Origin of the sequence: Ruegeria sp. HKCCD7303 (genome assembly GCF_013111185.1) — a bacterium.
Classification (GTDB): Bacteria; Pseudomonadota; Alphaproteobacteria; order Rhodobacterales; family Rhodobacteraceae; genus Ruegeria.
The window spans coordinates 276,807-297,358 of the sequence record NZ_WVRE01000003.1 but is presented as its reverse complement, the minus strand read 5'-3'; the positions used below and the strand labels follow the sequence as shown (position 1 = coordinate 297,358).

15 protein-coding genes and 1 pseudogene are annotated in these 20,552 nt (G+C 55.9%); 5 read left to right on the top strand and 11 right to left on the bottom strand.

The genetic code is table 11. The features are described from left to right. Nucleotides 1-460: 460 nt before the first annotated feature. From GS630_RS11090 to GS630_RS11045, 10 genes and pseudogenes are all read right to left on the bottom strand, one after another. Nucleotides 461-652 (bottom strand): annotated as a pseudogene (locus GS630_RS11090) (transposase); the annotation flags it as partial. Between the two features lie 117 nt (nt 653-769). After that, nucleotides 770-3,424, bottom strand: a complete 2,655-nt coding sequence (locus GS630_RS11085; RefSeq protein ID WP_171619714.1) for a nitrate reductase — start codon at nt 3,422-3,424, stop codon at nt 770-772. Continuing rightward, nucleotides 3,424-3,756, bottom strand: coding sequence for a nitrite reductase small subunit NirD (gene nirD, locus GS630_RS11080; protein ID WP_171236770.1), 333 nt, complete (start codon nt 3,754-3,756; stop codon nt 3,424-3,426). Before nirD ends, GS630_RS11085 begins: the two co-directional genes overlap by 1 nt. Continuing rightward, complete coding sequence (nirB, locus tag GS630_RS11075) at nt 3,753-6,188, bottom strand: nitrite reductase large subunit NirB (protein ID WP_171712019.1); 2,436 nt, start codon at nt 6,186-6,188, stop codon at nt 3,753-3,755. Before nirB ends, nirD begins: the two co-directional genes overlap by 4 nt. A gap of 4 nt (nt 6,189-6,192) precedes the next feature. Then, complete coding sequence (locus GS630_RS11070; RefSeq protein ID WP_171619710.1) at nt 6,193-7,872, bottom strand: ABC transporter ATP-binding protein; 1,680 nt, start codon at nt 7,870-7,872, stop codon at nt 6,193-6,195. A gap of 5 nt (nt 7,873-7,877) precedes the next feature. Beyond that, entirely contained in the window at nt 7,878-8,960 is a 1,083-nt protein-coding gene (locus GS630_RS11065) for an ABC transporter permease (RefSeq protein ID WP_171619708.1), read from the bottom strand. A 72-nt stretch (nt 8,961-9,032) separates the two neighbouring features. After that, entirely contained in the window at nt 9,033-10,397 is a 1,365-nt protein-coding gene (locus tag GS630_RS11060) for a CmpA/NrtA family ABC transporter substrate-binding protein (RefSeq protein WP_171619706.1), read from the bottom strand. 271 nt (nt 10,398-10,668) lie between these two features. After that, on the bottom strand, nt 10,669-11,838 hold the full coding sequence (locus GS630_RS11055) for an ABC transporter substrate-binding protein (RefSeq protein ID WP_171712017.1): 1,170 nt from the start codon (nt 11,836-11,838) through the stop codon (nt 10,669-10,671). Then, nucleotides 11,835-12,419 carry an ANTAR domain-containing response regulator gene (locus GS630_RS11050; RefSeq protein WP_171177643.1) on the bottom strand — a complete coding sequence of 195 codons (585 nt, stop codon included), beginning with the start codon at nt 12,417-12,419 and terminating at the stop codon, nt 11,835-11,837. The genes GS630_RS11055 and GS630_RS11050 overlap by 4 nt, the downstream gene beginning before the upstream one ends. A gap of 725 nt (nt 12,420-13,144) precedes the next feature. Then, a complete protein-coding gene (locus GS630_RS11045; RefSeq protein WP_171177647.1) occupies nt 13,145-13,510 on the bottom strand; it encodes a helix-turn-helix domain-containing protein in 366 nt (121 codons plus the stop codon). A 130-nt stretch (nt 13,511-13,640) separates the two neighbouring features. Here GS630_RS11045 and GS630_RS11040 point away from each other — a divergent pair, with 130 nt between their 5' ends. The 5 genes from GS630_RS11040 (at nt 13,641) to GS630_RS11020 (ending at nt 17,955) form a co-directional block, all read left to right on the top strand. Further along, complete coding sequence (locus tag GS630_RS11040; protein ID WP_171238207.1) at nt 13,641-14,249, top strand: NAD(P)H-dependent oxidoreductase; 609 nt, start codon at nt 13,641-13,643, stop codon at nt 14,247-14,249. Then, nucleotides 14,236-14,955, top strand: a complete 720-nt coding sequence (locus GS630_RS11035; protein WP_171712015.1) for a glutathione S-transferase family protein — start codon at nt 14,236-14,238, stop codon at nt 14,953-14,955. The genes GS630_RS11040 and GS630_RS11035 overlap by 14 nt, the downstream gene beginning before the upstream one ends. Before the next feature lie 3 nt (nt 14,956-14,958). Continuing rightward, nucleotides 14,959-15,612 (top strand): DsbA family oxidoreductase, encoded by a 654-nt coding sequence (locus GS630_RS11030; protein WP_171236762.1) that lies wholly within the window; start codon nt 14,959-14,961, stop codon nt 15,610-15,612. 197 nt (nt 15,613-15,809) lie between these two features. Further along, nucleotides 15,810-17,000: a low temperature requirement protein A gene (locus GS630_RS11025; protein WP_171177655.1), complete on the top strand. Its 1,191-nt coding sequence runs from the start codon at nt 15,810-15,812 to the stop codon at nt 16,998-17,000. After that, nucleotides 16,993-17,955 carry an ion transporter gene (locus tag GS630_RS11020; protein WP_171619705.1) on the top strand — a complete coding sequence of 321 codons (963 nt, stop codon included), beginning with the start codon at nt 16,993-16,995 and terminating at the stop codon, nt 17,953-17,955. The genes GS630_RS11025 and GS630_RS11020 overlap by 8 nt, the downstream gene beginning before the upstream one ends. A gap of 338 nt (nt 17,956-18,293) precedes the next feature. Here GS630_RS11020 and GS630_RS11015 read toward each other — a convergent pair whose 3' ends face one another. After that, nucleotides 18,294-20,396: an alkyl/aryl-sulfatase gene (locus tag GS630_RS11015; protein ID WP_171236774.1), complete on the bottom strand. Its 2,103-nt coding sequence runs from the start codon at nt 20,394-20,396 to the stop codon at nt 18,294-18,296. Between the last annotated feature and the right edge of the window lie 156 nt (nt 20,397-20,552).

Sequence of the window (20,552 nt, the reverse complement as noted above, 5' to 3'; positions counted from 1 at the left end):
TATTAAACCTTTTCGCACCGCACAGAACCCTACGCAGACTTCCGAAAAACGGTTACCCACGCTCGAATTCAATAATAGCGGTTCACTTGGCGTTGCATTTGCTTGCAATGACGCAAGATACGCACAACTGGGTGTATCATGGTTACAGCGTGTTCGGTGCGAGTGTGCCTAGTATTTAAAGCCTTAAGAAACATTTCGACCTCCTCTTGTGACGCTACGTTAACCTGGATAAATGAGCGGTTCTGTGAACTGGGACACAGAGTGCCATTACAAATTTCCGCTACGGACCCCACCCGCCAGCACTAGCGAACACCCGCCAGCCCCCGTAACGACTCGTCAGCAGCCCGCTCTTCCAGTCACTGGCACAAGGATGGCCGACGAGCCTTTTCGAGTTACGCAGCCGCGTGGGATCGCAGCCTTGCTAAAGTGCGACTGGGTGGCGTCCGCTCTGCGGTACGATTCAAACGATCGATGCAACACACTCTTCGAACGTCTCTGCGGGTGAGAAGTAACTCAAGGTCTTTCTTGGCCGCTCGTAGAGTTCGCGGGCGACGGCATCAAAACGCTCTTGGGCGTGCACGGAGAGGTCAGTACTTTTCGGGAAGTACTGGCGCAGGAGTCAGTTAGAGTTCTCGTTTGTGCTACGTTGCCATCGCCTGACCCCAATAAGCTGAATTGGATATGTGGTATAGAATGAATGGAACCCATGCTTGATTTGAATGCTAACTAAAGCAAACCGCAGTCCTGCTTGATAACCCCGCGTCTACCTTTATTGATCTAACAGGCAATTCTTCGGTCTATTGCGGTTCAACTTCGAATGCTCCCTGACCAAGTCAGCCAACTCTGGCCTGCATGAACCGCAGTTCTTTCCAGCCTGAAGAGCATCTCCAATATCGTCTACATCGATCAAACGTTTGTCGCGAATGGCGTCGATGATGGTTTTTAGTCCGACCCCAAAACACGAACAGACGATTGGTCCACAGTCTTCAGAAGCAGCAGATGACCGGCCAGACAGAATCTGATGGAGTGAGACCTCAGGCAAAGTTGCCAAATATTCTCGCATTAGTGTGATAGGTTGGCGGGAGATGAAGAGCGCCGCCAAAAGGCGCTTTCCGTCCGACAGCGCGATCCTGTGCGAGCCGCGTTTGGAATCTTTGATTGAAGTCACTACGGCATCGGGCAGTCCAAACCACTCGCGGGCTTTGTGTTCCCAATCGTCAATGTCTTGCTTCCCTGCTAACTCGATCCTGTAACCTTTGGCCGTTTTGCTCATTGCCCAGTATTCTGCCGTTGGTGAGGCCGCGTCGACGGACACGGCGAAACCGTACCACGAAGCATTCACACGTCGCACCGAAACAGCCGCCGCCTTGCTCTCAGGTTGTCCAGAGACTGGATCAACTACACTTGGAACAAGCGCATCCACACGGGCTGTTGGCGCCGTTTCACCTGTCCAGTGAATAGGAGCAAACACTTGACCTGGCGCGACTGCGTCTGTGATGCGAAGTCGAAAGATACCGCTTCCTACTACGCTGTTGAGTTCGACCAAATCTGCGGCAGCAAGGCCCAACCGATCGACATCATTCGGATTTACCTCGACATATGGTTCGGCCAAATGGGCCGAAAGACGGGGTGACAACCCAGACCGGGTCATAGTGTGCCACTGATCCCGGTTTCGTCCCGTATTCAACATAAACGGGTATTGTTCAGAAGTCGTCGCTTGAAGTGCACGATGGGTAACAGGGACAAAACGTGCTTTACCATCAGGATGAAAAAATTGCGCATCACCGAAAAAACGACCATCCGATTTGCAAGATGTCGTCGGCCACCGTGTCGGGCTCAGCGCTTCGTAGCCCGCGTCATCAATGTCCGAAAATTCTGTAATGTCCAGGTCTTTGCCAAATGCCACGGCAAGCGAGGTCATATTTGCGAATTCTCGAAAAATCTGCGCCGGTGTCTCATAACTGAATGCCTCGGCCCACCCCATGCGGCGGCCCACCTCGGCCATAACATCCCAATCTGCGCGTGCTTGTCCCGGAGGTGACAGAACGGCGCGTTGTCTGCTGATTGTGCGGTCTGAATTGGTTACTGTACCGCTTTTTTCGCCCCACCCCGCAGCGGGCAACAAAACGTCTGCACCGCGTGCGGTGTCTGTTTGGGCAGTCAGGTCACTTACAACTGTGAATGGACATTTTTCGATAGCCGCCATCACTCGGTCTGCATCAGGCATGGTAGCCGCCGGATTAGTGTGGATGATCCAAAGTGCTTTTATCTGACCGCCTTCGACAGCGCGAAACAGGTCAACAGCTTTGAGCCCCTGCTTCTCTGGCATCTTTGGCGCCTTCCAGAAGTCCTGGACGGCTGATCTGTGTGCTTCGTTTTCGATATCCAAGTGACATGCGAGCATGTTGGCCAAGCCACCGACCTCTCGGCCCCCCATAGCGTTAGGCTGACCGGTGACCGAGAACGGACCCATCCCTGCGCGCCCGATCCGCCCGGTGGCCAGATGGCAGTTCAGGATCGCGTTAACCTTGTCTGTTCCGCAAGAGGATTGGTTTACGCCCTGACTGAAGATCGTAACAACGCGCTCAGTCCCAATCCACAGGTCACAAAAAGCCTCAATCTCATCGGGGTTGAGCCCGGTCGCGTCAGAATCGTCAAGCTGCGCCAGCTCGAGTGCTTCGAAGAATCCAGTGCTGCGATCCAGAAAATCCACTGCCACATGCCCGGTCTGGTGAATTCTGCTCAACAACCGGTTAAATAGCGCAACGTCGCTGCCGGGTTGCAATGCCAAATGCAAATCGGCTTGATCGCAGCTAGCGGTTCGGCGTGGATCAACGACAACAATCTTCGTGCCGCGCGCCTGACGCGCAGCCTTGACGCGTTGGTAAAGAACGGGATGGCACCAAGCGAGATTCGAGCCAACCAAAACAACCAGATCAGCCTCGTCCAGATCCTCATAGGTTCCGGGTACTGTATCTGTCCCGAAGGCGCGTTTGTGCCCGGCCACGGTTGAAGCCATGCAAAGCCGCGAATTGGTGTCGATATTCGCCGAGCCCATGAAGCCTTTCGTCAGCTTGTTGGCAACATAGTAGTCCTCGGTCAGCAACTGTCCTGAAACATAAAAAGCCACGCTGTCCGGACCATGCTTCTTGATAGCTGCAGAGAACCGATCTGCGACCAATTGCAAGGCATTGTCCCAACTGGTGTCTTGGCCAAAGACGCGAGGAACCAGCAACCGGTGTTCCAGCCCGACGGTTTCACCCAAAGCCAGTCCTTTCGAGCACAAACGACCGTAGTTCGCCGGATGATCCGGATCGCCGCGAACGGTCAAACCTCCGACCCCATCGGGCCGTAGAAGCACACCGCAGCCGACCCCGCAATAGGCGCAGGTCGAGCGAACCTCGGGCAGACCACTTCCATCCATCAGGCTGCGCTCCGCCGGGTAATCGCGCCGTCGTCCAGTAGAATACGGCCATCCTCAAGGCGCACCGGATAGGTGGTGATGCGGCCATCATCAGCGCCCTGTGCCTCGCCGGTATTAAGGTCGAAGACCCAATTGTGCAAAGGGCAGGTCACCGATTGCCCGTGCACGATACCCTCAGACAGTGGACCGCCGTTGTGCGGACAGCTGTTGGTCGCGGCATAGACATCCGCCTCGGCTGTGCGGAAGACTGCGATGCAGCCGATATGTGTTTTCACCAACCGCGCCCCGCGTAGGGGCACCTCGTCGATATGTCCAATGTCGATCCAGCTCATTCAGCGGCCTCCAGTGTGAAATCAGCAATCGGCGCGTAGGTCTGCGCTTTTTCTTTGACGTGTTCGGCCCATGGATCTTTTCGGTAGATGCTTTGCGACAGTTCGAACCGGGCGACCAATGCGGCGCGGTTTTCAACGTCGTCGACGACCTGAGCTTTGACCCAATCCATGCCCACCTTGCCCAGCCATTTATACAGTCGATCCAGATATTTACCGCCTTCTCGATAGGCCTGCGTGACGGCCATCACGACCTCGGTCGCTTCTTCTTCGGTGGGAACTTGACAGAGTAACTCGGTCTCTTTGACATCCATCCCTGCGGCCCCGCCGATGCTTATCTGATAGCCAGAGTCGACGCAGACGACGCCGATGTCCTTACAGGTCGCCTCGGCGCAGTTTCGAGGGCAGCCGGATACGGCCAGCTTCAGCTTATGCGGCGTCCACGACCCCCAGAGAATTTTCTCTAGCTTGATACCCAGACCAGTGCTGTCCTGCGTGCCAAACCGGCAATGATCGGTTCCAACACAAGTTTTGACCGTGCGCAGACCCTTGGAATAGGCATGGCCCGAGACCAGACCGGCCTGGTTCAGATCCGACCAGATCGCAGGCAGGTCTTCCCCTTTCACGCCCAGCAAATCGATGCGCTGACCACCTGTAACCTTCACGGTCGGTACATCGTATTTGTCCGCCGCATCGGCGATAGCGCGCAATTCATCGGGGGTGGTTATGCCACCCCACATACGCGGCACAACGCTGAACGTGCCGTCTTTCTGGATGTTGGCGTGCTTGCGCTCGTTGACGAAGCGGCTTTGCGGGTCGTCTTGATACTCCAGTGGCCAATCGGCCAGCAGGTAATAGTTGATCGCCGGTCGGCAGACATGACAGCCATCGAGCGTTTTCCATCCCAGCTCCTGCCAGACAGCGGCCTGGCTTTTCAGCTCTTGGCCCTTGATCAAACGCCGCACATCCTCATGCTTGAGGTCGGTACAACCGCAGATCGGTTGCGCGGTCGGTAATTGGAAAGCGTCGCCCAAAGTGACTTGCAAGACCTGTTCGACCAGCCCCGTGCAAGTTCCGCAAGACGCGCTGGCCTTGGTGTTTGCGCGCACTGCGCCCAAATCGCCGGCCCCGGCATTAATCGCCTCGACAATCTCGCTTTTGCATACGCCGTTACAGCCGCAAATCTCCGCCTCAGGCGGCAATGCTGCAACGGCTGAGAGAGGGTCCGCGGTGTCGCCCCCCTGATAGGCCGGGCCGAAGATCAGCGTTTCTCGCATCTCCTCTATGCTTGTGCCATCTTTGATCAGGCCGAAGAACCAACTGCCATCGGCTGTGTCCCCATACATGACAGCGCCGACGAGACGATCCTCTTCGATAACAAGGCGCTTATAGACACCGCGTGAAGGATCGCGGAAGACGATGTCCTCACGTCCAGGTCCGTCCGCGAAATCCCCCGCGCTGAACAGATCACAACCGGTGACTTTCAACTTGGTCGAGAGGGTCTTTTGAACGAATGCCGCCTCTTCCTCGAGCAACGACTGCGCTGCTACCTTGGCTTGATCGTAGAGCGGCGCAACAAGGCCGAAGACTTCTCCGTCATGTTCGACGCATTCGCCGACAGCATAGACATCCGTGTCCGAGGTCAGCATCTGGTCATCCACATGAATGCCGCGCCCGGTGGCCAGACCAGCCTCTTGTGCCAGCGCCGTATTGGGGCGGATGCCCACCGCCATGACCAGCAGATCACAGGGCAACTTGGTCCCGTCATCCAGCAACAGAGCGCGGACCTTGCCGTCTTCCCCAAGGACTTCCTTGGAATTCGCTTGCAGGCAGATTTTGATGCCTTTGTCTTCCAGCGACTTTTTCAACAGATGGCCTGCGGCCTCATCCAGCTGACGCTCCATCAGATGACCCATGATGTGGACCACGGTGACGTCTACTCCATGCGCGGCCATACCCGCCGCAGCCTCGAGACCCAACAAACCGCCGCCAATCACAACGACCTTGTTGTCCGGGCCCATGCCCATCATCCGCTGGGTGTCTTCCAGATCGCGATAGGCAATCACGCCTTCTAGATCATGACCGGGCAAAGGGATCATGAACGGGGTCGACCCGGTGGCAATTACCAGCTTGTCGTAAGGCACATGTCCGTTATCGCCCTCGACCACCTTCATCTCACGATCGATTTTCTCAACCTTCTCACCAAAGCGACAAGCGATACCACGCGCGGCGTACCAGGCATCGTCATGGGTTACGATCTCTTCGTATGTCTTCTCACCCGATAGAACCGGGCTAAGCATGATCCGGTTGTAGTTCCCGCACGGCTCGGCGTTGAAAAGGGTGATGTCGAACGCATCCGGCGCGGCGTCGGTCAGGTGCTCCAGCACCCGGCCCGAGGCCATACCTGCGCCAATGACTACAAGTCTTTGCTTCATGATTTCACTCCGCTGCAATCGCCTTGGGGGCGGGTGTTTTGGGTTTGGCGCCATGTTCGTATTCTTCCAGAAAATCGAGGACTTCCTGCCTGAAGGCGTAGTAGTCTGGGTGCTCCAACAAGGCTTTGCGCGTGCGTGGGCGTGGCAGGTCGACCTTGGTGATCTTGCCGATGGTCGCTTGCGGGCCGTTGGTCATCATCACCACGCGGTCGGCCAGCAGGATCGCCTCGTCCACATCATGGGTCACACAGATCGCGGTGACTTTGGTGCGGGACCAGACCTCCATCAGCACTTCCTGCAATTCCCAGCGGGTGAGGCTGTCGAGCATTCCAAAAGGTTCATCCAGCAACAGGAGTTTGGGAGATAGGGCAAAAGCGCGGGCGATGCCGACGCGCTGCTTCATCCCGTTTGACAGGTCAGAGGCGGATTTGTCCATCGCATCGGCCAGACCAACGCGTTCCAGATAGTATTCGACCACATCCTGCCGCTCGGCCATGCTGGCTTTTGGGTAGACCTTATCCACACCGATCGCGACGTTTTCCTTGGCGCTGAGCCAAGGGAACAAGTTCGGCGATTGGAACACTACGGCGCGTTCAGGATCGGCCCCTTCGACATGGCGGCCATCCAGCTTAATTGCGCCTTTGGAGATGTCGTTTAGCCCTGCGGCCATGGTCAGAACCGTGGATTTGCCGCAACCCGAATGGCCGATCAGCGAGATGAACTCGCCCTTGTCGATCTTCAGGTCAAAATCCTCGACTACGGTCAGAGGACCTTTGGGCGTCGGATACACCTTGTGTAGCTGTGAAAAGTCGAGGAAGCGGCTCTCGATCATCCCCTTTTGGGCCTCGGCGACCGCCGTTGGAACTCCGTGGATCGGGGTGACATCCGGCAAGATGCGCGAGCCTTCAACCTTGGCCTCGATCCCCACATCCATCAGGTATTTAGTGACTTCAGCGCGCAGGTGTTTGAAGGTCTCATCGTTGTTCATCGCCCCACGTTCACGAGGGCGCGGGATCGAGACGCGGAACTCTTGCCCTAATGTCCCATCAGGGTTCAGAGCGATGATACGGTCCGCCAGAATGATCGCCTCATCCACATCATTGGTGATCAGCACGCAGGTCTTCTTGTCGGCTTCCCAGATTTTTTCGATCTCATCGGCCAGATTGGCGCGGGTCAGGGCGTCGAGCGCCGACAGCGGTTCATCCAACAACAATACTTCGGGGTTCATCGACAGGGCACGCGCCACGTTGACCCGCTGACGCATCCCTCCCGACAATTCTGCCGGGCGGCGCGTGGCGGCATGGCTGAGGCCTACCATCTTGACGTAGTGCGCGACTTTCTCGGCTTTCTCGGCCTTGCTGAGGCCGGGAAAGACCGTATCCACTGCCAAACCCACATTGCCGCTGACCGTCAGCCACGGCATCAAAGAGTAGTTCTGGAAGATCACGCCGCGTTCGGGGCCCGGCCCCTTGATCGGGGCACCTTTGAAGGTGACCTCTCCGCCAGTTGGGGCATCCAAACCGGCCATCAAGTTGATCAGGGTCGTTTTACCGGTGCCCGAAAACCCGAGGATCACCAGAAATTCGCCCTGTTGCACGTCCAGATCAATGCCTTTCAATACATCGGTGCGCGCTGTGCCTTCACCAAAGGATTTCGAGGCGCCTTTAAAGCTCAGAATACTCATCGCGCTCACCGATTGTTCGTGAAGGTAAACAGGGATTGCAGCGCGTACATCACCCGGTCCAGCAGGAAACCGATGATGCCGATGGTGAAGACCGCAACCATAATCTTGGCGAGCGAGCTGGACGAGCCGTTCTGGAATTCATCCCAGACGAATTTGCCCAGTCCGGGGTTCTGAGCCAGCATCTCGGCTGCGATCAAGACCATCCAGCCTACGCCAAGTGACAGGCGCAAACCGGTAAAGATCAAAGGCAAGGCCGAGGGCAGCACCAGCTTGGTGATCTTGGTATAAGTGTTCATTTTCAGAACTTTGGAGACGTTCACCAGGTCCTTGTCGATGGACGCCACGCCCAGTGCGGTATTGATCAGGGTCGGCCACAACGAACAGAGCGTCACAGTGATGGCCGAGATCAGGAAGGATTTCGCGAACCAGCCGTCATTGGTGACGTAAACCGCCGAGACGATCATGGTCACAATCGGCAGCCATGCCAGCGGCGAGACCGGCTTGAAGATCTGGATCAGTGGGTTCAGAGCCGCATTCGCAGTTGGGGACAAACCAGCGGCGATCCCCAAAGGTACGGCTACAACGGTCGCGATCAGGAACCCGAAGAACACGGTTTTGATCGAGGTCCAGATTTGCTGGTAGTAGGACGGCGCACCGGTATAGGCGACTTGCTTGACCTCATCCGCCCGGCCCGCATCGATCAGCTTCTGGTTTCGTTTCTCTACCATAGCCTCAAACTTGGCGCGTTTGGCAGCCTTCGCTTGTGCGTCCTCGTTGAGGTTGATCATTTCTTCCCAGACCTGAGCCGGTCCGGGGACTGCACCCAGAGAGGTCTGCACTTTCGGGGCCAGTGTCGCCCACAGAAGCAGGAAGGCACAGATCGACAGCAGGGGGACGACCAGAAGACGCCATATCTCGGTCATCTGGGCGCGCGGGTTGTCCCCGGCGGCGGCTTTCAGAACAGGCGTGGCCCAGCTGAGGCCCAGCACTTGGAACCATTTGTCGGCCGCGTTGATGCGGGTGAAAAGGCGGGCGCGACGTTCCTCTCGGGCTGCGTCAGCGTTGAATTCGGGATCGACCGTTGTCATCTGATGTGTCCTTGCGATGGCGGGGCACTTTGGAATCCGCACCCAGCGCTGGCCGGGCGCGGCGCTTCGGGCTTAGCCTTGTACGTCCGAGCCGACGATCTTCTGATCGCCTTTCAGACCGATGGACAGGCTTTCGAGATAGGCGTTGGGGGTACGACCGTCATAGGCGATGCCGTCGATGATATCCTCTGCCGGGGTCGGCGCTTTGTAACCATCGCTTTCCCAGGGAAAGTCGGCTTCATTCGCAAGGCCTTCCTCGACCAGCAGGCGCGCGGCCTCCAGATAGATTTCTGGCTTGTAGACGGACTTAGCAACCTCGTCATACCAGCTGTCTGGCTTGGCGTCGGCGATCTGACCCCAGCGGCGCATCTGGGTCAGGTACCAGACCGCGTCCGAATAGAAGGGATAGGTCGCATTGTAGCGGAAGAACACGTTGAAATCGGGAACCTCGCGTTTGTCACCTTTTTCATATTCAAAGGTGCCGGTCATCGAGTTGGCGATGACGTCGTAATCCGCGCCCACATATTCCGGGCGGCTCAGGATTTCGACCGCTTCAGGGCGGTTGGCGTTTTCGTTTTCATCCAGCCACATCGCGGCGCGGATCAAAGCCTTGGTCACGGCCAACGTGGTGTTGGGATACTCATTGGCGAACTCGGCAGTGATGCCAAACACCTTTTCAGGGTTGTTCTTCCACAGCTCATAGTCCGTGATCACCGGTACACCGATACCCTTGAAAACAGCCTGCTGGTTCCACGGTTCACCCACGCAGTAACCGTAGATCGTGCCGGCCTCCAACGTGGCAGGCATTTGCGGTGGAGGCGTCACGGACAGGAACACATCCGCGCCAATCTGACCGGTCACGTTTTCGGGGCTGTAATACCCCGGGTGCAGACCACCGGCGGCAAGCCAATAGCGCAACTCGTAATTGTGGGTCGAAACCGGGAAGACCATGCCCATGTTGAACGGCTTTCCTTCGGATTTGTATTTCTCAACCACCGGGGCCAGAGCCTCGGCGCTGATAGGGTGTTGCGGGCGGCCGTCATCCATCTTTGGGATGTGGGGCTTCATTTCTTCCCAAATCTCGTTCGAGACGGTAATGCCGTTGCCGTTCAGGTCCATCGAAAACGGTGTGATGATATGGGCTTCGGTCCCGTAGCCAATAGTGGCCGCCAGCGGTTGACCGGCCAGCATATGCGCGCCATCTAACTGGCCGTCGATCACGCCATCCAGCAGTACTTTCCAGTTGGCCTGCGCCTCAAGCGTGACGAAAAGGCCCTCGTCCAGAAAATAACCGTTCTCATAGGCCACGGCCAGCGGCGCCATATCGGTCAGTTTGATAAAGCCAAAGGTCAGTTCGTCTTTTTCCAGTTCCAATTCAGCCAATGCCGGAGATACAATCGCTGTAGACGCTGCGAGGCTCAGAAGAAGCTTTTTCATATCGATCCCTTTCGGTTTAGCCCAACCCCTTGGGCAAACAAAAAAAACCGCCGACACACACCGCCAGGAGGAGTTGGCAGTTGGTCGAGCGGCTTTGCTCTCGTGAGGTGCCCAATACTTTGGGCGAATTCTGTCGGTGGGCGTCGTTGCCTGCCGATGTCCTGATTTAGGCATCCCTGAACCGGGCCGTCATCCGCTTTTGGGCATCAGGATGCGAATTTTCTGCGATGCGGCATGAATTCATGCTGCATTGCAAAAAAATTAGGCACTCTCAACCAGCGGGCTCGAAAATGCGACGGTCGAAAAAAACATTGGGCGGCAGAATCAGGCTTCCGTTTACCGAGGCCACCGCGGTCGACTCGGGCAGCGCACCTTCGAGCTTCTCCGACGCGCCGGGAGTTTCGACACCCAAGCCGACAAGCTCGCGTCGATACAGATCGCTGCGAAAGACTCGGGCGGCCTGACGTTCGGCAGTGCTAACATCGATCCCATTCCGTTTCGCCAGTTGATGCGCGATCCACTTGGCCTGACTGCGCCATGGGAAACTCGCGGCACCGTCAAAGAATTCAACAAAACCGTCCACCTGTCGCTGCTCACCGCTCGCCGAGATGGTGAACTCTCCCATAAGGGCGCGGTCAATCAGTTCCGGTGACACGTTGAGGTATGCCTTGCGCGACAACATTTCGGACGTGGTGGTCCGGCTGTCGGCCTTCGACAGCCAGCGCCCGGCTTTCCAAACCGCGCGCATGAGGCTACCCAGCAGGTGCGGTTCGGTCTCTGCCCAATCGTTTCGGACCGCCAGCACCTTTTCCGGTGCGCAGGTCCAAATCGCTTTACCCGGTAGCAACAGTGCACCAACATTATCGTCCGCGGCGTAAGAGCCCCACGGCTCGCCCACGCAGAACGCATCGATCTCGCCACCGGCAAGGGCCTGCGCCATCAATGGCGGCGGGACGGTGCGGATTTCGACCTGTTTCGAGGCCAACTCGGTTCCCGCAACCCAATAGCGCAACAATTCGACGTGCATGGAAAATGGAAAAGGCACACCAAAGACCAACACGTCACCGGTGGCTTTTGCCAACGCGGACCCAGCCGCAGCGGCATCTGAGAAATCGAAGCCGTAGCCTTGGTCGGTTAACCGCCCAGCCAGTCGAGTTCCAACGCCTATAACATTGCCATTCAGTGACAGGACGGACACAGCAGATAAAGGTGTCGCAATGCCACCAAGACCCAAGGCCATCGCAACAGGGACCGGTGAAAGCAGATGCGCGGCATCCACATGCCCAAAGGCAAGCATATCTCGCAGAGATGACCATGACGGAGCTGGACGCATATCCAGCGAAATCCCTTCTGCATGATCAAACCCCATCTCGCGCGCAACGATCAGCGGGGCCGCGTCGACCAAGGGCATGTAGGCAACAGGCAGAGTTACGGTTCTCATGATAACAACCCCGAAGCAGTGACCAGAGCTTCTGCCACATCTGCGACCCGGCGGTTCTGGTTCATCGCGGTTTTGCGCAGCAGGGCATAGGCTTCGTCCTCTGACACGCCCTTTGCTTTCATCAACAGCCCTTTGGCACGGTCGATCACTTTTCTCTCTTCCAGCGCACGGCGGGTTTCGGCCAGTTCGGTCCGCATTTGGCGTAGGACCTGAAAGCGGGCGATAGCCGTATCGATCACAGGTTTGATGCGTTCGGCCTGCAATCCGTCGACCACATAGGCTGACACCCCAGCCTCAACAGCGGCTTTCGCCAATCCGCCCGCTGCGCCCGAGACGAACATAGCTACTGGACGTTCCAATGGACCCGACGCAACGGTCAGCTCTTCCAGCATATCGCGCGAGGGATTGTCGATATCAATGAGGACAATGTCTGGGCCATGCGTTGCGATTTTGCGTGCCAGCCCAGAGACGTTGCCGATCACAAAAACCTCTACGTCACCGGACTCTTTTAAGGCATCTACTATTGCAAAAGCACGATCTTGATTCTGCTCTACTACAACGACAGTCAGGTGTTGTTTCATAGAAACTCAAGTGAGCCCAAGACTCATTGATCGCAATTACAAGGTCATTGAATGCAGTCATCGGACTGCCGGTTCGCCCAATTTCTCAGCTCATTTTTGCGTGTAGCGGAATATTTGCTCAGTTTTCTTGCATGCTATCAAAGAAAGCTGCCGTGAACACCGCGGTGGTGCATTGGAACGACTCATTGTTTTTTCATTTGGGCAACTTGTTGGTTCTGGGGTATTCAAATGCACTTCCATAGAAGATCCAATTCGAAGGCCAGCTTTGACAGCTGGAACCATGTCATTCCGCGCGCGCAGCGACCCCCCGCTTTCCGCCCTAAACGACACATGCTGCGCTCATCACCTAAGTCGCCTTTGGACTCCAACGCTGTCATTCGCTGCACTTGGCATGGACGACCACTTTGCGGACAGATTGGAAATCGCAATGCATATCGACTGGCTTTCGCTGCCGTTTACTTGGCAAAGCAGCCATTCGCTGAGGATGCCAGAACTTGGTTCAACAAAACTCGTGGCCTGCGGGACAGCTGTTACGTCACCTGTCGGTTCAAATGGCACTGAGCGGCCCGCAGAAATTTATTCGCACTACTTTCTTGGGGAAAACAAACCCTTGGATTGCTTTTCTAAGTAACCTTGTCACTTCATCCTCAGATTGGTGAAAACCTCGTTCGGTACGCGGTCAGAAAAACTCTGACTTTCAGATCATTGAACACGGACTAAAGTCATCACTTTAAGCCGTTAGGCAATTCCTCGCTCCACTTTCGCAATTCGTCGAGAAACCCAAGTGCCGTGCGGCCAAGGTCAGTGATAGAATACTGCACGGAAACCGGCGCGGTATCCATCACGTGTCGGCTCACCAACCCCTGATCCTCTAGCTGGCGCAGCCGCTCGGCAATCATCTTTTTACTGGCCCCACCCAGCAACCGAGCAAGATCGTTGAAACGCACCGGACGATCCTTCAGGTGCCATAGGATGGACCCGGTCCATTTACCACCGATGATCCGCATGCCCCGTTCAATTGCGCATGGCTCCTGGCAGGCCTCTGTCACAATTCGGCGCCCTTTCACATCTTCGTCCACCCGCGCCCGCATCGTTATCCTTCCCCTTATTTTTTAAGGTTACTAAAAGTATACTGGTTGATTTTCCACACCTCAATACTCAAATGCTCCCGACCCCCTCCTACGTCAAGGGGTTCACACAGTGCACATATAGGATATGGACATGAGTAAAATCCTCATCGTGAACGGCACCCAGCCCTACGAATTCGCCCCCGGACAGTTGAACGCCAGCCTCGTCGAACGCGCACGCAGAACGTTGGCCGCAATGGGCCACGAAGTACGCATGACCACCGTTGCTGATGGCTATGACGCAAATTCAGAGGTCGAGGCGCATGTTTGGGCAGATACGGTCATCATGCAGTTCCCGGTAAACTGGATGGGCGTCCCATGGATCTTCAAAAAATATATGGATGAGGTCTACACAGCCGGAATGGATGGCCGCTTATGCGCTGGCGACGGTCGCACCGCCGACGCACCAAAAGCCAACTACGGCATGGGTGGATCACTGCACAGCAAGACATACATGCTGTCGGTGACATTTAATGCGCCGAAAGAAGCATTCGACAACCCCGCCGAGCCGTTCTTTGCCGGAGCAAGCGTTGACGATCTGCTGCGCCCGATGCATCTGAACGCCAAGTTCTTCGGTATGCAGGCCCTACCGACATTCGCGGCATTCGATGTTATGAAGAACCCCGAAATCGAGGCCGATTTCGCTCGATTTGACGCGCATCTGAAATCCACTTTTGTCGAGGTTGAACATGTCCCAGCCTGATATTCACCTGTATACCGCAGGCACGATGAACGGCTACAAGCCGGTCATTTTTCTGGAAGAGGCAGGTATCCCCTACGACCTGACCCATATCAACTTTTCCAAACAGGAACAGAAGGCGCCGGATTACCTGGCGCTGAACCCAAACGGAAAGATCCCAACGATTGAGGACCGTTCGGAAGGCCGTGCCATCTTCGAATCCGGTGCGATCCTGTGGCATCTGGCCGAGAAATATGGAAAATTCCTGCCGTCGGACCCGGTCAAGCGGTCCGAGGTTGTGCAGTGGATGCTGTTTCAGGTCAGCCATGTGGGGCCGATGATGGGACAGGCGATGTATTTCCAGCATATCGCCGCGCCAAATGGCCACGAAGAGCCCTTCTCGATCCGTCGCTACGTGGACGAAAGCCGCCGATTGATGGAGGTGATGAACACACGGCTGGACGGGCGTGAATGGATTGCAGCGGACGAATACACCATCGCTGACATGATGCTGTACCCGTGGGCGCGTGCCTATGTCTGGGCCCGGGTGGATGTGTCGGACCTTCCGCATCTGAACGCCTGGTTTGACCGTATCGATGCCCGGCCCGCTGTGCAGAGAGCGCTGACCATCCCCAAGGCCAACCCACAGTTCTGGGATGCTAACGCGGATGCCAGCGCCTTTGCCAAGGAAAACGCGGCGCGTTTTTCCGGAGATGTGAAAGGAACCTGAACCGTGCCAGATGCGCCCTCTTTCCGTGTCGATGTCGTGTCAGACGTTGTTTGTCCGTGGTGTGTGATTGGCTACCACCAGCTCGCCAAGGCCGCACGCGACACCGGCGTCGAACTGGATATCCGCTGGCACCCGTTCGAGCTGAATCCTCAGATGGCAGAACGCGGAGAGAACCTGCGCGACCATCTGGCATCGAAATACGGGACCACGTTGGAAGGGTCGATCCAGGCACGAGCCCGCCTGACCGAGATGGGCGCAGCACTGGGGTTCACGTTCAATTACGCCGATGACATGCGGATATATAACACCTTCCGCGCGCATCAATTGATTGACTGGGCCGCCGAGCAAGGCAAGGGCCACGAAATGAAGCAGGCCCTTTTTTCGGCGTTCTTTACACGCCGCGAAAATGTCTCGGACATACAGGTTCTGGCCGGCGCGGCTGCTGGCATCGGGCTGAACCGCGCGGATGCGCTGGACATGTTGCAAAGCCAAGATCGGGCCAATCACGTGCGCCAGAAAGAGCAAATCTGGATCAACCAAGGTGTTCGAGGCGTGCCCGCAATGATGTTCGACCAACGCCACCTTGTGACCGGCGCGCAGGGCGTAGAAAACTACACCCGCATCCTGCTGCAACTACGAGACGACAGGGCCGCGTGACACCCGTGAATGCCGTGTCCTTCCGGCACAAAAAATCCACGAACGGACGGATGTTTCCCGGCATGCCCTCGCTGAACAACCATTGTGGGGGTTGCATGACGTAGGTCTCCGCGACAACCTTCCGTTATAGAAAAAATTCAGTCGGGGTGGCTGCATGTCGGCCACTACAGCCTTTCAACCTTGAAGAGTTCTAATTTATGGCACTGCATGACCACCCCATGTGGCGAAAGCCCCAACATCACCGGGACCTTGACCACGCACATGATCATGTCCACTGGGCCGAGCTGTTCTATGACCTGATCCATGTCGTGACGATCTTTCTGCTGGGCAATTACCTTTCGCATCATCTCGATCTGCATGGGTTTCTTGTGTTCGCCGGGGTGTTCATCACGCTCTGGTACGCGTGGGGCGAACTCAGCATATTCAACTCGATCTACGTCAGTACGGATTTTTGGCATCGCCTGATCATGTCCGTAATGATCTGTACCGTGATGTTTATGGCAGCGGCGATCCCGGCTATTGACGGAAAGGGTTGGGTTTTCTTCGCGTTAGGATTTGCCGCGAACAGGGCCATGATCGCGGCGCTGTACTATCGAGCCCGGCGGGCCAATTCTTCAGGCGAGTCGATGTCGACGGCCCAGATCCGCAATTTCTCGGTCTTTGCGGTAATCTTTGCCATCGCGGCTTTTTTGCCCACTCCGCTTGCCTATTGGGTATTCGCGGCAGCTATGGTGGCCACGCAGGCAATGTACATGATCCCCGGTGTCACCGTCCTGCGTTTTGAGCGGTTCGTTCCCCGCCTTGGCCACATGGCCGAACGGTTTGCTCTGCTGACACTGATCGTTTTGGGCGAAGGGTTCTTCAAACTGGTTGTCACCCTGTCCGAGAAAGGCATCTACAAAGTTTCGCCCGACGTGCTGGTCAATTTTGTCATCGGTGGTGTGTCGATGTTCGTCATGTGCTGGATCTATTTCGACTTTGTCGGCAATGCCAAACCAAAGGACAAAAAGGTGTCGACATTGGTCATCTGGTGGCTTGCGCATCTGATCTTGATGCTTTGCGGCGTCATGGTCGGCGTCGCTCTTGCTGCCGAGGTCAAAGTCGGATTTTGGGAACCATATCCAACCGAATATGCCGCCATTGGCTGTTTCGGTCTTGCTGGTTATATCGCAATGCTTTGGGTGCTTCAGAGCGTCACAGAACACCGTTTGGCATCGGATTTCGGCCGTTGGGATGTACGGGTGTTTGGGATTGTTCTGGCTATTGCCTGTTTCTATGTCGTCCCACATGTCCCCTCATTGGTTGGCAATCTTATTTGGGGGACCGCTTTGCTATCGCAAATCGCAATCCCCTTGACACGCGCCTGGACGAAGTTTCGACATGAGTGAGGCTGTGACAAATTCAGGCTTTCTAAGAAGGAAAGTCTATTGGTGGCTCGAGCGCCCGGACCGGGCGGCCACCGGTCCGTGGTTTCTTGAAATAGCTCTAATTGCCCTAATCACGCTGAACGTGGCCGCCGTTATCCTGGAAACGGTCGACTCCATATATTTCCGTTGGGGCCTGGCGCTGAACCTCTTTGAGGGTCTTTCTCTGTTTGTTTTCGTGGTCGAATACGCGGCAAGGCTGTGGGTCGCCACCGAAAATCCAAGTTACAAAACGCGCGCCGCCTGGGCCGTCTCGCCGATCGCCATCATCGATTTACTAGCGATATTACCTGCGCTGCTTTACCTGATTTTCCCGGTTGATCTGCGTCTTCTTCGGACATTTCGAATGCTTCGACTGCTCAAGCTCACGCGGTATTCGCCCGCACTCGGCATGTTGCTTGCCGTGTTCGAGGAAGAGGCCGGCGCTTTTTTTGCAGGTTTCTTCATCCTGATGGTGATGCTGATCTTTGCCGCAAGCGGCGCTTGGCTGGCAGAGCACGAGGCGCAGCCAGAAGCGTTTGGCTCCATCCCCGCGGCTATGTGGTGGGCCATGGCAACGCTGACGACCGTTGGCTATGGCGACGTGACACCTGTTACTGTGGCCGGAAAGATCTTCGGTGCTGCGATCACAGTGATTGGCATTGGAATGGCGGCATTGCCGGCAGGTATCATCGCCAGCGGGCTAAACGACCAGTTACACCGCCGACGTGCGAGCTTGGAGCTCGAATTTCGAAAAGCACTGGAAGATGGCGATATCTGCGAGGCTGATGAGAAGGAAATTGACGCTGTTCGCAAGCAATTGGGTCTGTCGCGCCGCGCTGCAGATCATATCCGAAACCGCGTGCACACCGAAGCGATATCACAGTTCGATCACTGTCCTACCTGCGGTCAGCCAACGGGGCAAAATGCAAAGCCCTAAACGTTCACTTGCGTTCTGCACTCGTCCGCTTTCCGGCCCCCAACAAGCTGTCTACCGTGACCGAGATTTGCTTGGAAACCCAGGCCATCTATTCGGACGTTTCGAAGGTGCGTTACACCGATTCAACACGTGAGTCGAAGAAATGCCGACAAGTTAAAGACATTTGACCCTCTTGTTAGCGGCCTTGAAACGCACGGTTACGTCGGGCTCGAAGCGGTCGTTCGGCAGAATTCAATGAATGCCTGCTAAGCGGACAAAGCTACCGTTCGAAATTAGTCATTTCCAAAAGACAGGGAAATTGAGGCAAGGTGACATAGTCCACCTTGCCTTAAGCTGAGTTATTCAGGGATTGTCGCGCCGGGAACAGCCTCATACGCATTGGACGCCACGACTTGGGCCTCCCCAGCCGCGGTGCCGGGCAAGATCTCGAACAATGGGTCAAAGTCAACCATGGTTGAGGCAAGTTGTGAGAGAACGTTGGCATCGCCTTCAATCTTAGCAGTGCCATCTGCAATCTGCTGCTCCAGCTCTACCGCACCCATCATCGTCATTTCGAGGTCTGAGCGATTGATCACAAGCGTCAGGTCCGGATCATTCGCTTGATACCCCTCGATGTTGGTCAGGGTGGCATTTTCCAGTTCGATGATGAACTTCTCTCCATTGTCCGGTGTGACCAAGTTGATGGTGAACCGCATGCCTTCGGCTTTGCGGCTGTCCATCTTGATGCCGAGGTAGTTCAGGAACAGCTCGGTGGACATTGCGCGGATTACGTCGGGGCTGGTCGAGCTAAGCACCGGCGCATCTGAGATGCCGGAGCGTAATTCATAAGCACCCGACAAGAAGCTATTCCGCAATCCGGGATTTTCTTGTTGGTAGCCAAGCTGTTCATAGCAATCTGCCAAGAGATCACGAGCTAGCTGATTATCATTTTCAGCCAGAAAAAGCCTGTTCAGGATTTCGACGGCCATCTTGTACTCGCCCGCACCAAAAAGTTCCTGCCCTTTGGCCATGATCTTGTCCGATCCGCCCATCATCTCGACATAGAGCGGCGCTGAGTCTTCCGGAGACGGCGGGATAAGTGTCGCGGGATTGGCATCCCAAAACCCGAGGTACCGCTGGATTACCCCTCGGCTGTTGTGCTCGGGCGAGCCGTGATAGCCGCGGCAATGCCATTCGTTCTGCAAGCTTTTGGGCATCTCGTAGACGTTCTGGATCTGGTTGATCGTTACGCCCTGATTGGCAAAGTGCAGCACCTGATTATTGAAATGCGCGTACATATCGCGCTGCGCCCGCATGATCTCTTGAATGCGGTCGTTGCCCCAACGAGGCCAATGGTGCGATTGGAACATCACCTCTGCTTCTTCGCCAAATAGGTGCAACGCACGCGAGATGTACTTAGACCAGCGCAGCGGATCACGCACCGGCGCGCCGCGTAGGGTGTAAATGTTGTGCAATGTGCCGGTAATATTCTCGGCCATCCAGAGGGCCTTCATATCAGGAATGTACGTATTCATATTAGAAGGCGCTTCAGTGCCCGGTGTGTTTTGGAAGACCATTCGCACGCCATCGACGTCGATGTATTCGATGTCTTCTTCGATTATCTTTGTCGGCGCGATCAGCCCAAGAGCGCCCAGCGAAACGCGATGCCCTAGACCCTGACCGGCAAAGCCAAACGGGTTAATAGGAAGCTGTTGTCCATACTGGTAGGACAAGCGGCGGTTCATCGCGTTACCAGCGTAGACGTTTTCAGAAATTGTGAACTGCATGAAGTCGCGTGGTGCGATAATTTCTACCTTGCCCGCGCGTACGTCGGCTTCGTCAACTATCCCGCGGACGCCCCCCCAGTGATCTCCATGTGAATGCGAATAGATAACGGCTGTGACTGGAAGGCCATCACCGACATGTTCTTGAAAAAGGTTCCACGCTGCGCGAGCGGGCTCAGTCGTGAGAAGCGGATCGATGACAATCCATCCGTTGTCACCACGTACGAAGGAAACATCGGATAAATCCAATCCGCGCACCTGATATATGCCTGGTACCACCTCATAGAGGCCATAGTTCTGATTGAGCCGTGAGACACGCTGCAAAGAAGGGTGAATGCTGGGCCAGTCCTTGTCCTCGTCGAAAAAGCGGAAGCTCGCCATGTCCCAAGCAATGTTGCCCGCATCCGCCATTATCTCGTCTTCGGGCATTGCCGCGATAAAACCACGAGCCTGCTCGTCGAAATCTCGGGTATCTGAGAACGGCAGCGCCTCCCGCGCTTCGGCGAGGATTTTCAAAGTGTGCTCGGAAGGTGCTTTGCCTTTTGGATGAAAGTGCCCTTCGGCAGGTGTGGCGCTCTGAGCTTGCGCGGAACCTTCCTCTGAAAGGAACGTTGGCGCGACGGCAAAAGCGGCTCCCATCGCCGGAACGGTTTTCATGAAATCACGTCGGGTCGTCATTAGTAATCCCCTCCCAATTACTTTTGGATTGGAGAAGATTGAGGTACAAATAGTTTCGGCGCCTTGATCCATGACAATCAAATTTGAATTTTAGAATGACTGCTCAGGACTCGAAGCGATCGTTCGTTGCTACTTGTTTGTATGAATGATTTGCGG

Coding starts and splice junctions, on each gene's coding strand:
- GS630_RS11085 (WP_171619714.1), bottom strand. CDS start 3,424: ATGGATGGAAGTGGTCTGCCCGAGGTTCGCTCGACCTGCGCCTATTGC.
- nirD (WP_171236770.1), bottom strand. CDS start 3,756: ATGAGCTGGATCGACATTGGACATATCGACGAGGTGCCCCTACGCGGG.
- nirB (WP_171712019.1), bottom strand. CDS start 6,188: ATGAAGCAAAGACTTGTAGTCATTGGCGCAGGTATGGCCTCGGGCCGG.
- GS630_RS11070 (WP_171619710.1), bottom strand. CDS start 7,872: ATGAGTATTCTGAGCTTTAAAGGCGCCTCGAAATCCTTTGGTGAAGGC.
- GS630_RS11065 (WP_171619708.1), bottom strand. CDS start 8,960: ATGACAACGGTCGATCCCGAATTCAACGCTGACGCAGCCCGAGAGGAA.
- GS630_RS11060 (WP_171619706.1), bottom strand. CDS start 10,397: ATGAAAAAGCTTCTTCTGAGCCTCGCAGCGTCTACAGCGATTGTATCT.
- GS630_RS11055 (WP_171712017.1), bottom strand. CDS start 11,838: ATGAGAACCGTAACTCTGCCTGTTGCCTACATGCCCTTGGTCGACGCG.
- GS630_RS11050 (WP_171177643.1), bottom strand. CDS start 12,419: ATGAAACAACACCTGACTGTCGTTGTAGTAGAGCAGAATCAAGATCGT.
- GS630_RS11045 (WP_171177647.1), bottom strand. CDS start 13,510: ATGCGGGCGCGGGTGGACGAAGATGTGAAAGGGCGCCGAATTGTGACA.
- GS630_RS11040 (WP_171238207.1), top strand. CDS start 13,641: ATGAGTAAAATCCTCATCGTGAACGGCACCCAGCCCTACGAATTCGCC.
- GS630_RS11035 (WP_171712015.1), top strand. CDS start 14,236: ATGTCCCAGCCTGATATTCACCTGTATACCGCAGGCACGATGAACGGC.
- GS630_RS11025 (WP_171177655.1), top strand. CDS start 15,810: ATGGCACTGCATGACCACCCCATGTGGCGAAAGCCCCAACATCACCGG.
- GS630_RS11020 (WP_171619705.1), top strand. CDS start 16,993: ATGAGTGAGGCTGTGACAAATTCAGGCTTTCTAAGAAGGAAAGTCTAT.
- GS630_RS11015 (WP_171236774.1), bottom strand. CDS start 20,396: ATGACGACCCGACGTGATTTCATGAAAACCGTTCCGGCGATGGGAGCC.